The sequence below is a fragment of the Pseudoalteromonas sp. DL2-H2.2 genome, from assembly GCF_021532535.1.
Taxonomy (GTDB): domain Bacteria; phylum Pseudomonadota; class Gammaproteobacteria; order Enterobacterales; family Alteromonadaceae; genus Pseudoalteromonas; species Pseudoalteromonas rubra_A.
Map to the genome: position 1 here is coordinate 670,848 of NZ_JAKGBD010000001.1, position 13,623 is coordinate 684,470.

Annotated in this window: 10 protein-coding genes; 7 read left to right on the forward strand and 3 right to left on the reverse strand. The window is 42.2% G+C overall.

Features of this window, described 5'->3' with window-relative positions; genetic code table 11:
• Positions 1-66 precede the first annotated feature (66 nt).
• On the forward strand, positions 67-333 hold the full coding sequence (locus L1285_RS02515) for a hypothetical protein (RefSeq protein WP_235410868.1): 267 nt from the start codon (positions 67-69) through the stop codon (positions 331-333).
• A gap of 139 nt (positions 334-472) precedes the next feature.
• Here L1285_RS02515 and L1285_RS02520 read toward each other — a convergent pair whose 3' ends face one another.
• Positions 473-1,861, reverse strand: coding sequence for a serine hydrolase domain-containing protein (locus tag L1285_RS02520; RefSeq protein WP_235410869.1), 1,389 nt, complete (start codon positions 1,859-1,861; stop codon positions 473-475).
• Between the two features lie 244 nt (positions 1,862-2,105).
• Between L1285_RS02520 and L1285_RS02525 the strand changes: the two genes are divergently transcribed.
• The 6 genes from L1285_RS02525 (at position 2,106) to L1285_RS02550 (ending at position 11,003) form a co-directional block, all read left to right on the forward strand.
• Positions 2,106-4,211 carry a winged helix-turn-helix domain-containing protein gene (locus tag L1285_RS02525; protein ID WP_235410870.1) on the forward strand — a complete coding sequence of 702 codons (2,106 nt, stop codon included), beginning with the start codon at positions 2,106-2,108 and terminating at the stop codon, positions 4,209-4,211.
• Between the two features lie 856 nt (positions 4,212-5,067).
• Positions 5,068-8,448: a hypothetical protein gene (locus L1285_RS02530; protein ID WP_235410871.1), complete on the forward strand. Its 3,381-nt coding sequence runs from the start codon at positions 5,068-5,070 to the stop codon at positions 8,446-8,448.
• A 383-nt stretch (positions 8,449-8,831) separates the two neighbouring features.
• Positions 8,832-9,191 carry a hypothetical protein gene (locus L1285_RS02535; RefSeq protein ID WP_235410872.1) on the forward strand — a complete coding sequence of 120 codons (360 nt, stop codon included), beginning with the start codon at positions 8,832-8,834 and terminating at the stop codon, positions 9,189-9,191.
• A 22-nt stretch (positions 9,192-9,213) separates the two neighbouring features.
• On the forward strand, positions 9,214-9,588 hold the full coding sequence (locus L1285_RS02540; protein WP_235410873.1) for a hypothetical protein: 375 nt from the start codon (positions 9,214-9,216) through the stop codon (positions 9,586-9,588).
• Positions 9,589-9,888: 300 nt separating this feature from the next.
• Positions 9,889-10,173, forward strand: coding sequence for a hypothetical protein (locus L1285_RS02545; protein WP_235410874.1), 285 nt, complete (start codon positions 9,889-9,891; stop codon positions 10,171-10,173).
• 92 nt (positions 10,174-10,265) lie between these two features.
• Positions 10,266-11,003 carry a hypothetical protein gene (locus L1285_RS02550; RefSeq protein ID WP_235410875.1) on the forward strand — a complete coding sequence of 246 codons (738 nt, stop codon included), beginning with the start codon at positions 10,266-10,268 and terminating at the stop codon, positions 11,001-11,003.
• A gap of 303 nt (positions 11,004-11,306) precedes the next feature.
• Here the strand turns inward: L1285_RS02550 and L1285_RS02555 are convergent, their stop codons facing one another.
• Both L1285_RS02555 and L1285_RS02560 read right to left on the reverse strand, forming a co-directional pair.
• On the reverse strand, positions 11,307-12,041 hold the full coding sequence (locus L1285_RS02555; RefSeq protein WP_235410876.1) for a zinc-dependent metalloprotease family protein: 735 nt from the start codon (positions 12,039-12,041) through the stop codon (positions 11,307-11,309).
• 11 nt (positions 12,042-12,052) lie between these two features.
• Positions 12,053-12,775 (reverse strand): hypothetical protein, encoded by a 723-nt coding sequence (locus tag L1285_RS02560; RefSeq protein WP_235410877.1) that lies wholly within the window; start codon positions 12,773-12,775, stop codon positions 12,053-12,055.
• Positions 12,776-13,623: the final 848 nt, after the last annotated feature.

A 13,623-nucleotide genomic window follows, 5' to 3' on the forward strand; every position in this document is an offset into this window, starting at 1 on the left:
GCCATCAACTTGATTTGAATTATATATCTGGGGGGACTCAGATTACAGCTTTATAAGTGAGTAATAATGGAAATAATGATCGTCGCTTCGCTACTTCTGACGTACAAAATAACGGAAGTGGTATGTGTGCTAAAAAAGTTCACATCTAGAAAATCGTTTTTTGTTGGCAGTGCGACCACCTTTTTAGTGTTCAACCTAGTAAGCTATACAGTGCTTAGCAATCGAGAGTATGATGAACCTTATCTCGAAGTCATTGTGTTTTTGATTTCTATTGCAAGCGCGGTCATGGTTGGCATCAAGTGTTATGTGGCTGCGAGTGAAAATGACTACTAAGGTCCAAGGCCAAAGAGGTGCCTGTGCTGTATGGAGCGTTATGGGGTAGTGCATATCGGTATGGGGCCGCAAACATTCCCCATACCCGAGTTTTCAAAGCTTTCGTCTAAGCACAGCTTCGCATCAAGTTAGCTTGGCACTATAAATGCTCAATTAGATAATTGGCAACAGTCATTACAGGCGTCGTGGCGTCATCCTGGTTAGCGAGAATAATCAGCACTAAGTCTTTTTCCAGAAAAACCCTAAATTCTGCACTGACCCCAATGAATGCGCCGCTGTGTCCTATGACTTTGCCGTTTTTACCCTCCCAGATACCAAATCCGTAACCATAGCGAGCTGAATTGAATTCAGGCTTTGCGCTGTAAGCCAATTCGCTATAATGACTCGACAGTAACTTGTGGCTGGTCAATGCCTTGGAGAAAGCATAAAGGTCTTTAACGGTGGAATAGCTACCGCCTGCTGAGTTCCCTTTAATTGCATGAATAAACCAGTTAGATTGCATGGAGTTTAATTTGTCGGAGTAGAAATATCCCATTGCCATATTTGGCGTTACGCCATCAACATCATAGTTACCCGTGTTTGGCATCCCAGCTTTGTCGAATATGTGCTCTTTTACATAAGTATCGTAAGACTCCTGAGTTATGGACTCTATGACCAATCCTAATAAAATCATCCCCTCATTACTGTACCTGAAGCGTGTGCCGGGTTCGGCTGTAAGCGGCAGGTACTTTAAAAAAGGTAAATGATCGCTCAGATTGCGTAAATCATTAGGGTGGGTTTTCGGATAGCTCGGATAACCCAGCCCTGAAGTATGGCTGAGCAGATGTGCAATGGTGACCTTTTCAAATGCGCCTTTGCCAAAGTAATCCCTGTTAAGGTATTTCACAACCGGATCCTGCAATGATAGCTTTCCCGCTTCAACGAGCTGCAACACACTGACTCCGGTGAACATTTTGCTAATACTCCCCAGGTTAAACTTAGTTTGGAGATTATTAGGCACGCTAAAGCGTCGCTCAGCGAGCCCTTTGGCACTATGATATAACACGCCCTCACTGTCGGCCAATAGGACAGTACCCGAGAAAGCTCCGTTGTTTGCAACTTTATCGATATATCCACTCAGTTTTTCTGTTAACTCAGCTTTGGTTAAGCGCTGGTTATTGCTCAAACTGGTTGGCTGTTGCGGGGTTAGGTAAAGCCCGGTTACTTTATGCGGTTTCTCAGTCGAGAGGTTTGCGGTGACTGTGTAAATCAGCTCTGTACTTTTTGAGAGCATGTTGACCCTTACTGTTGAACGCTCTGGGTCTTGCGGCAGAGTTTTATGAACTTGCATTGACTGATGACGGTGTTTAACAGACTTAAGCCAGCCAATGTACCTTTGTCTTCCTTCTCCTCCCCATCTATTCAGTGCGTCTGAATGAAAATACAAATCGACATAGTCTTCTATGGCCTTTGGTTTAGGGCTTTGCAACATTTCAATCAATGCTTGCAAGTGTGCAGGTTTGTCAAAACTCTGTTCTTCATTTGCCAATAAATTTGCACTCGTTAGCATTAAAAAGGTGAGAAAACCCATTAAAGCAAACCTGGATGAATGCACTAATCGCTCACTGTTCATTATTACCTGCCTTTGTTTTGTCGTTAGAATCGATAGATAAATCGTGCTAATTTAGCGTTTCACGAGCAATGTGCCTGTGCATTGTACTTTTGGCGATGCACAAAGCATTAAGGTTTCGTACGGATTTGATTAAGAAAAAATAAGTAAGGAATACAGTATTTTGAACTTGAACGGCCCAAGCCAATCAGAGCTGAATGACACTCTCGATGAGTCTGATAAAGCGCAGTTTTGGCTCAATGAAACACGAGTGTCACCTTACACCGGAGAGCTGTTCCAGGGTCAGTTGGTGTCGCGTCTTGAACCAAAAGTAATGGATGTACTCGTCATGTTGGCGAACAATGCAAACGCGGTGTTAAGCCCACAGACAATTTTTTCGCATGTATGGCCTCGCTCTATCTATAGCCCGGTTTCGATCCGAAGGGCCATTAGTCAAATCAGAATTGCACTGAATGACCATGATAAAACAGTACTAAAGACTCACCCGAAAAGAGGGTATGCATTGTATGCTAATGTACGTCGTGTTGCCGAGCGAGACTCATTATCATCAGAGCAACAGACACTCTCTTCAACTTTGCAGCAACCCAGACGCGAAAAAGGACATCTAAAAACAATGGTGCTCACCGTGAGTCCGGTTGCACTGATATGTATTTGGTTGTTTTCAGTCATGCTTAAAAGTACGGCATCGAATTCACCTGAAGTTGAAAATATTCAACCTTTAACTGCAAGCCCGCAAAATGAGTATTACAGCCGCTTTACGCCAGACAGCAAAGCAATCGTGTATTTAAAAACGAAAGCTGACGACTCAAATGCCACTGAGGTTTGGCTCACTGCCGCTGATCGTTCTTATAGCCAAAAGATATGGGAGCACAATGCAGATATCCGTTATTTTTCGTGGGCTGAAGCCAACCCCGCATCAGCTGGATATCGTCTGGTGTATGCCGTTGCGCAACCTGACCACTTGCAGTTTGAGAGTGTGTTGTTTGACCGTCATTTTCAGGTGGAGTCTCGTCAGGTTCATTTTGACCTGGCCGGGAAAATTGGCATCAGCACGTTCGTGACATTGGGCCAGAATGTATACTTCCTGGCAAAGCATGAAGCAGTCAACCGAATGTATCGTGGTGATTTGAGCACTGGGAAAACCGAGGTTCTGCTCAGCCCCACAGAGCAGTTTAACCCTTATCGTATTGCACTATCAGCGGATAAAAACTCACTCACTGTGCTGGGTTTTGACCGGCAGCGGCACTCAATCATTAAAAGGCTCAGCCTGACCGATGGAAAAAGTGAGGTGATTGCAGATCTTGGGCCAAATTGGTACTTCATTAACTATGTTGAAGCGCTAAATGGCTACTTATTGAGTGATGGCAAACATCTGCAATTTCTGGATGAAAGCAATCAGCTTAAAGATATTGCGTTTGAAAATTACGATTTTCTGCATTTTCCAAGTGTTTCACCCAATGGTAAATTACTCACTTTTACACAGACAAAACTGCAAGGTAACGCCTATATCCATTGGTATGAGCAGGACGAAGCGCAGCACCTTAGCAATTCGAATCGTCATACGTGGTTAGTCAGTCTTTCGCCGTCAGGCAAATATGTAACATTTGTCTCAAACCGCAATGGGTATGCGCAAATATTTGTTAAAGTGCTGACTGACGGGCGTGAATGGTTGGTCTATGCAAATCAACAGCAACACCTTGCTTTATCCCAGCCAGTATGGAATGAAAATGAAACTAAGCTCGCGTTTGCACGAAACGGGTTATTGACCACGGTTGAGTGGCAGCAAAATAATCACCAAGCAGTTAATGAAACTCAGATTGTTGGCACTCCGACTCAGTGGCTGGACCAAGGGTCGCGTATTTTATTTGAACGCAAGAGCGCGGATGAATCACTGTGGTTTGAGTACGCAGAGGGTCACGACCCCATACATAAGCGCACACTGAAACAAGGGAGGCTCGTGGTGACCAACGCCGGGCACTTTGTGGTGACTAAACGCGAGGTACAAAGAGGAAATGGACAAACCATTTTTGCTGCACCAGAGCATCAACGGATCGTCGCGCACAAATGGCATAAAAATGCGCTGTGGCTGCTCATAGAGCAGAGTGCGTCTGTGTATCATCTAAGGCAAATATCAGCAGAGGGTAAAACCTCGCAGTTGATACGCACTCTTCCTGCCCCTGATGGCACAGTGTCGGACTTTAATGAAGCTGGAGTTGTTTATTCAGATCTTGAAGCAGACAAGGATATTGTGACACTGGAGCTGCGTTAGTTAGGCTGGCGGTAAAGTAAAACAGGGGCCCGACACTTATGCCAAATAGACAGGCTTTGTCTGTCCAGCACGGGGGTTACTTGTTATTCGGTTCGTTTTTGATGAAATAAATTGAGTAAACCACAGCTGGCAGCTCCTTGTGTGGTCACCATATTGATTTGAGTCATAAATATCAGGGTGTTACTCAGATTATGGTTTTATCAGTGCGTAATAATGGCGATAATGTCGCCGCTTCACTACTTCTTACATACTAAATAAAGCAAGTGGTATGTTCGCTGAATAAGTTCACATCTAAGAAATCGTTTTTTGTTGGCAGTGCGACCACCTTTTTAGTGTTCAACTTAGTAAGCTATTTAGTGCTTAGCAATCGGGAGTATGATGAACCTTATCTCAAAGTCATTGTGTTTATGATTTCTATTGCAAGCGCGGTCATGGTTGGCATCAAGTGTTATGTGGCTGCGAGTGAAAATGACTACTAAGGTCAAGGCCAAAGAGGTGCCTGTGCTGTATGGAGCGTTATGGGGTAGTTCATATCGATATGGAGCTGCAAAAATTCCCATACCCGAGCTTTCGTCTCAGAATAAATACTAAATCCGAAGACACACTGCGCTGCCCGTCATTTTATGGGGTGGCAGACAAGTTTTTGCATGTCTCTTTCCTCAGTGCTTTTTTAGGGGGTAAAATAGCATATCCGCATACCGCTATCGGGGGGGAAGTAATAATAGTGAACTCTGTTTATAGCGAGTGAGTCAGGTTTGGTCGTAAATCGTCTAGTTAAATATAGGTAGAAAGTGACTGTCAAAATTTAAAATAAATAGGTACAATTGATTTGTTTTTAAATGAAAAAGGGAAAATTGTGAAATTTAAAATATCAAATAAAAGCTGGTTGACGATGTCGAAAATTTTGTTCGTTTCATCATTGTCACTTCCTGCTTCAGCGAATACCGTAGTTGGTAAAGTAACTCATTCTATTTCAGTACCAAGTTCTGGATATTTAAATAATCCTGTAAATATTTCTTGGTCCCCCTTGCCGGGCTTTTCGTTCGCCGACTTTTCTTTCGTGAAAGTAGGCTATCGGTTAAACGGGGGCGATTACACCTTTCAGGATCAAAGAGGGTCAGGTACATCAATTTCGCTTAATCAGACAGGTCGTTGGTGTTTTATTGTTCGGGGGTGGAACTCGAATGAGGGCGAGTTCGGATTATTTAATATAAATAATGAACAATGCGTCCAGATCAGGGAGCTACCAGTTCCAAGTGCACCTATTATCGAATCCCATGAGTATTATCAACCAGTAAATAAAAACTTTGTGCTTAAATGGAGCCCGCAGTCTGGGGGGCAGTATGTAAGTTATTATAAACTGAATGGTGCATATTTTAGAGGTCAGAGTAAAGAGCTGAACTTTGCAAACTATGGTAGGCAGTCATTCTCCATTCAGGCTTGTAATTCGCAAAACAAATGTAGCTCACCAGCATCAACCAGTGTTTATATCTATTCATCCCCTGGATTTGTTAGAAACTTAACCGCAGATAGAACCCATGTTAAATTGGGCGAAGGTGTAAATATAACTTGGAACCCCCCAGGTGGCATGATCCACAATGGCTACTATAGGGTTTCTTCAAACGGTCGGGTTCTATACTCTGGAAAGAATTTATATTATAAGCCTAGCACAGGGTCCCCGGGTACACACATATATAAAGTTGGCGCCTGTAATCCTGAGTTACCGTGTACAGAGAGCAATATAACAATTCAAGTTTCTTCTCCGTCACCTGTGAGTGGTTCAGCAAACTTCATCCATGAGAATAATGGCAATGCCATCCTGGACCCGTATTACAACAAGAATGAACTACTAGCTTGGGATGTTTCAGCTGTTAAAAATGCGAGTCAATATCAAGTTATCGTCGAAAAATCCGGTAGCCAGCGAATCTTCCCTGCAACTAGGGATGGTACCTTGGTAAAGTTCCGATTTTCACATTACATGTCTAACTATAGAACTAATGATGAAGTGAAAGTCAGTCTATCTGCATCAAATAGTGCGGGCCAGTCAGCTGTGCTCAGTAGCAAAAAAAACATTACGCTCGTAAACTGGGACGAAATCGAATACTATAATGGCAGTCCTCTCCATATCGTAGGTGCGGCTATGGAGGCTAATAAATATCAGTCAACGGTATTTAATAAACTATGGAAAACCATTCCCCAAGCGAATAGTATAGATGATGCAACGCACTTATATGATATAGACCCTACATTATTTTTTGATGCGTATTTTCATACTTATCAGCTTCCTTCTAGCTTAAGCTCCAAGCCAGAATCAGAGCCTAAGATGAACGTTTCAAAACCTTTGTTTGATGGTTTTGCGTTCTGGGATAATATATTAAAGAAATCTCCACATTTCGCAGATGCTACTCGCTTTACCAATGTATTGTCTACTGATAATGTTTTAAATAAGTTTAACCCAGGTCATAATAATAGTTATCTTAGAGGGTATCTTGATACTATATTCAGAGTTAAAAGCAAAGCGAATAAACCAAACAATAAATACCTTTTTAAAAATGAAAAGTCTCTACTTGCTGCAATGCATGAATCGGCCGATCGCCAAGATCCCTTGACGGGCGTTGCCAGTTCAAAGTCGAGAGGGTTTTATGTTATGCTTCCTGAGCCCTACTACAAAGTTCTCACTGCAGATGAAATAGAGAAGGGTATTGAAAATCCATACCCTTTCATAGAAGAGGAATTTAAGAAAAGATTTACTGTATATATAGACGAGGTTATTGAGCAGTATGCGTTATGGCGCTCACAGTATCCTAACTCAAAAGTAAAGCTTGCTGGTTTTATACATGGCTCTGAATCATCTGATAGGAAAACCCTGGGGCTTATAAGCCATTTGAAATCACATATAAAGTCCTTCAGCCCAGATCTAGAGCTTGTTGCATCTGGCTACAGAAAGGGGCCTGATCTTGCCCAAACATTTGAGCAAAGCTGTAGTGATAGAAACAATGATCTAGAAAAATGTCTAATAAAATACACACAAATATACGACGTTGAAATAAATAAGAACTTTGATAAAGTTTGGCTTCAGCCAAATGCAACCCTGGAAAGATTTACTAGTCACACAAATCGCTACCTGGGGATATCTTCATTTGAAAGGGAATTACTGCATTGGTATGGGAAAGGTGTATTTGAGCGTGTGAAGAATGATTCAAAATATTCTTTGGTTTTTGAATATACAAGAAATTTTGCAAATGGAAGGGCATCATCAAGGGACTATTTTGGCTATCAAACTCGTATTCCGGAACAAAGCCATAGTTTTTCTAACTACATCCACCCTGCCTTTAATGCTCGATTCAAAGATGATAGTTATAAAGGCGGCTATTATGGTGACATAAGTTACTACGCAGACTACATAGCTACTGACTTTCCTCCACAGTACAGTAATGGAAGTAAATCCTTTCTTTATGATGATAATGGCGGACTATTCTTCTGTTACGTTCAGTACGCAATTGGAAAATCTGATAGCTGTGATGCCATCTCATATCATCAAGAAGGTGGAAAAGGCTACATTCATACGTATGATTTGGTTGAGTCAATCAGCGATGTACGTGCTATGTATTCGTTTATAGGCACTACTAGAGGTTTTCATAGTTATAGTGCTGATAATAAAATAAAACCAGCCACTCCTTTGAATGATGTAAATGTAAACCAAAGTATTACGATTGATGTGACGGAAGGTGTGGCCAATGCAAGATATTTATCATTTAACACACTTGTAAGAAGCCGCTTGCACTCTGTCCTACAAAAGGGGTCAGCCACTGCTATTTCGAGCTGCTCGGCAAAGCCAGTTGTTACATTTACTTTTAAGGATGATTCAAATAACCTGATTGGTTCACCCAGCTATTTAGAATTAGACCAGGAAATCTTACAACAGCAAGCCTGTAGAAATATAAAAAACTTGGTTAAAACTCTTGAGGATGAAGAGACTAAGCGTATTAATAATGAAAGGCTGAGTAGATGTGGGCCAGAGGTTGATTCTGATACGTACAGAAACTGTATTAAGGATATAAACCCTGAGTACGTGGGAGAAGCTCGAACTACTTCGTTGTGGGAACCTTTGAGTACCAAAATAGCCCTTCCATCTGGTACGAAGAAAGTTTCAATAAAAATGGAAACTAAACAAATAAATACTCTAGACTATGTAAAATCTTTCGTATTTTACAGACCTGATTATCAATTAGAGTAAATAGCTTCGGCTATCAGGGTGAGAGCATTCTTCGTTAACGACCATCGAAGATAAGCTCCGCCCTGAATTCATAGTCCAAGCTGGCCCGAACAAACTTGCCACGCATCGAGCCTCTTCGGCCTGTGTGCTGTTTACCAGGTTACGAATAAAGCATCATATTTTTGCTGAAATCGGCCCGCTGATCTGGCAAGCATCTTCCTTAAACACGGCATCCAACATCCAATACTGATGGCTTTCTATGTGTCTGGGAGAGGGAACTGACAGCTTAGAAGTAAACAAACAACAAACGTGTTAATTAGGACGCTCGCATACTCGCGTCTATTAAATTAGCATTAGTTCGCCAATCTGGCATTGTAATAAATTGAAATTTTAGGGATCCACAAATGAAGTACCTGGCTGTCCCCTTACTGCTAATAAGTCTGGGGACACAGTCCCAAGAGAACGAAGCCGAAGTCTTAGACAAGTATGTCGAAATCCAACAACATAGCTTCCTGGCTGCACATCTCGATGATAAGTGTAAGTTCTTAAGCTCCTCGGATCGTACGCTGCTAGATCAGGCCATTAAAGCTTTGGGGGATGAGATTACGCTTCATCCACTTAATAAGGTTAAGTCGTTGGGCAACCCGTTTCTCTCTGCGACGATGAAAGAACGTGCTGAGTTATATCATTGCGACGAAGGTGTCGAGACATACGTGCAAAGTAAAATTGATGTCGCAAAAATCATTTTAAAACACTATCAATAACTGCAAGGAAAAAAGGACCTTAATGAAAAAGTTACTACTGGCAGCTGCTGCCTTAACATCTGCTGCAAGTTTTGCAGACTCTGCAGATATGGAGCGGACTTTCTTTGATAAAATTGTGGAAATGCAACAACATAACCGTCTTAGTATCCATCTGGATGAAAAATGTAAATACTTAAAGCCAAATGTACGCAATGAGCTGAAAGCGGCGTCTAAGAAAGCTGGACAGCTTATCCTTGTACACCCAATGAACAATATGGGGAGTGGGGCCAACACATTTGTCGATGTTAAAATGCATGAGCGCTCTCAAGAAATACCGTGTAATAACAAAGCTAAAGCTCAGGTCGAAGATACTCTCAGGATTGCACGACAGTTTATGGTCATTATGAATCAGTCGTAACTCGTTTCTGCCCCAAGATGAGTTAAAGCAAATGCCCTATGTAGTGGCATAGAGCGAAGAAAGGGAGTCGGTAGCGAACAAAACTATGTAAGCCTTTTTACAAAGTGCCTGATTTTGTCCTATAACATTATTACTCGCCGTTTTGGGGCAATGTGAGAAGCTGGAATTTGCTGCTGTGTTATCTGCCTGTTTATATTAGCAATTATTGGTGGAATTCTGAAGGTATGTAATATGCGCCGCTTCGGTGTGTTATAAACTACCATAGTGGGGCAGAATAAGTTGTTATGTGTCAGGTGAAGCATGAGTAAACCGCCAAAAGAAATCGATGGAGCTAAGGTTGTTGAGTGGGCTTGGTCTGGTGAGAGGCCATTTGGTGTGCTTCGTTACGAGTCAGGGGAAACCGCTTCAGAAATATTTGGCTTAGCAATCTGCCAGTACGATGAATCAGATATTATTTATCGCTTCAGTTGTGATTCTGTTTGGGAAGCCGAGCAAGATTCAGGTTATGGTTCTGTAGCTGAGGCAAAAGAAAATCTTCCTGAGCAATATAGAGATGTCAAAGCGAAGTGGCAAAATTATGAGTAAACACATAACAAACGCAGTCACTGGGACAAATTTCCGCTTCGCTCCAATTTGCCCGTGCTGCGGGTGTTAGTTGTTTTAAGAGGAAGTATTGAATGCAGTGGATATCTGCTTATAGTCATTTGTTTAGTATGTTGGATAAAACAGGCTCACCTGCTTACCATAGCGGCTCAGCCTTCATTAAGGTCGTTCAACAGTTTGACCGTGGCTTGCCAGGTTATTCACTTTACATTGAAGAAAGAAACAGGCTGAAACAGAGTACAACTCGTCGAGACTTTTACTGGGACATTCTCCAAAATCTCGATGAATCAACACGATTTGAAGTTTTTCGTGCCTTTATAGACATTGTCGAGCCACATTGTCCAACTGAAGCTCAAGATCTTCGAGCATATATGTTTGGTAACGGTAACCCTGTTCCCAAGGCTACTATTCCAAACCATCAGTGGAGTTCTGATAAGCTCAATTCGACACTGTCTAAAATTGACAATGCAATAGATACGGCAAACTACAACAATGCAATGACTTTGGCATATACGTGTCTGGAGGGATTGTATAAATCCTATGTTCAGAAACATGTTCCAGCTAGCAGCAATGTCACTGACTTAATACCGTTGTCCAAGTTGGTTCGAACAGACATTGATTCAAAGCTCTCAGCAGTAGGCAGTTATCCAGTTCAAATGGTGACAAGTATTTCTACACTGACCAGTGCAATTGCAAACTCTAGAAATAGCTTTAGTGATTCACACTTTGATCATGATGCTAATAAATGGCTAGCTATCTATAGTCGAGATTTAGTTAACTCTATTGGACGTTTGTTATTGCATTTTCTGTGAGCCAAACAACTAACAAGCTACTCAAAAGGACGCATTCGTCCTAACTCATTTATGTCCATAAACGAGCTAGAACGATCATCCGACTTTCGCTCGGAGCGGTTTGTCAGATGAAGTCCAACTCTATTCATCGACACTGTAAGCTCAGATTTGAGTTAGTACATATTACAAACTTTCCCTCCGCCAGTTTTTTACTGTGCATGTGCCGCACTCTTAGCCCCAATGCTTCGTTTTACCGGACTAAACAAAAAGAGCGCTCGTCGAGCGCTCTCATTTCATTCACCTGACAATTGCTCAGGCAGTTTGTTATTTCATGTTTGCAATGTCGTCTTTGGTTGCATTCACTGTTTTCCAGGCATATGACTCGCCTTCAACACCGAAAGGATAGCCGTTTGCTGTCCAGTTCGGGTTTGAGAAGTAGTCGTATTGTGTTGCGCTACCAAAGACATGTGGGTAGGCCATGATACTGGTGAATACATTATAAACACCATGTCCCATGCCATCGGTGTATACGCCACCAGAGGTGTCCCCTTGTCTGCGCGCGTGTGTTAAGCCCTGGTTGTGGCCTAGCTCATGTACAAAGGTGGTTGCGCCGCAATCTACTGCGGTAATAGAGTACATTTTGTCGACCTGAGACGGATACAGATTACCGTTGCTGCCCTGGCCAACCCAGGCAATACCACAGCTGATCAGGTTACTGCCCGTTGCTGAGCCGACACCCAGTAATGCCACCATGTCGGCACTATTTGCATCACGATATTGCGCGATAGATGTGCTGTTTGTCAGTGCATTTAGCCAGTCTTCATCAGCTGTAACCTTTGCACTGCCAATAGAGTCAGAAGCGACCAGGTTCAGTCTCAGGTTGATGTTGTTTTGGCTGTACACCTGATTAGAAAACGAGATCAGCTGGTTGACTTTTGTCTGGATATTGGATGTTTTAGCTGCTGCTTCATCACTGTACAAAATGGCAATATCTATGGTGTTTGCCTGAGCTAATCCAGAGGCTAAGGTGAGCGCCGTCGCTAAAATTGCTTTTTTCATATTGATTTTCCTTACTTCTTACTTGTTGTTTGAGTGTTGATGGGTGGGGCAAAGAGATCTTTTTCCCCATCAGCAGGTGCACGCGCCTGAGGCGTGTGTTCTACATGATTCTTATAAAGGTCGCGTTTGGCAGCAATCCAGCCATGCTTGCCATGGGATTCAAAAACATAATTGCCTGAGGGGACAGTGAATTGTCCGTAAATGGCGTCACTTCCGACTGTCATCACTGAATTATGAAAGCGGTTATTAGAGCCGGTGACTGTCGCAAAAACGCTTTTGTCGCCATTGGGAAAGACATCCACCTGGGTGACCTCTGCGCGGTGCATTTCGGTGGTCTGAGGGATAGTCAGGTCAAAGGTATCGCCCACTTCCAGTTGCTGCATGGCAGCAAGGTTAAACTCAACATAGGCCTCTTCACTAATATCCCTTGCCAGCACGCCCGCTTCTATTAACACAGCTCTCGCGTCATCAGAGATTGCTGCGATTTCCCCAATATCCAGCGGCAATCGCTCCATGTCCTGCGTTATTTCTGTTGTTGTGTTTGAGGTAATTACTGTTTGTTGCTTGGGTGAACCGGAGGCAACAACAGGTGCCGCTTTTTCTACGCTTTTATTCACTATTAGTGCATCTTCTTGCACTGATGGGGGTTGCGTAATTTCTGAGTCAGATCCGGAAAAAAGCCAATATGATATAAATATACCTATTAAAATAAGTGAAAATGTCAGTTTCTTCATTTTTTATTCTTCGGTTGGCTGGAAGGGAAGTGAATATAATTAAAGTTAACAAATGTGTCAAACAAGTTTCAAAGTGATGTTTTTATGGTTATTTTGTTATAATATAACGAATAAAAATTGTTAATAATGAATAAGTATTAGTCACAAAATCAGTGCAAAAAGTGGCATCCGCAGAACAGAAAAAGCAATAAAAATGGGTTAATTCCATTAGGCACTAGAGTCTATGCTTCTGTATTGATTGCTTTTAATATTTATTCGGTGAAGCCATTTGTTCCCCCGGGTATTGTCTGTAGCGAATTTTTGATCCGTTTACTGCTGTCTGCGCTTGAGCGTCGTTTATAAAAAGGGCAAATATTTACTCTCATGTGAGATATTAATGGGGTTTATAAATAAACTCATGGGAATATATTATTCGTTTTTATTATATGGGTGTTTAATGAAATTCTCCTCAACTGCTGACTGGGCGCAACGGAGCACCTGCTTTGGGTGAGTTTTAGCGCCCAGGGTGAGAGCATGTTTTGTTAACCACCATCAACTGCAAACAAGCTCAGCGCTGAATTCATTATCAAAACCAGCCCGAACACACTTGCCTCATATGGATTCTTTGCGGCCTGTGAGCTGTTTGAACTGTGCTCGAACACTTCAATATCTTTTCTGCCTTCCACAAGCAGGTAAAACTCCCGGGATGACATAGAACTAATCATGATTAACAAGTCGGTAGGGCGTTGTTTCCTAAATCATTGAACTAATCTTGCCTTGTGTGATCAGATCTCAAAAGCAAACACCGAGGCTGAATTTTGAAAGAAAAGCGTATCACTAACTGGCGTGATTACAACAAAGCCCTTATC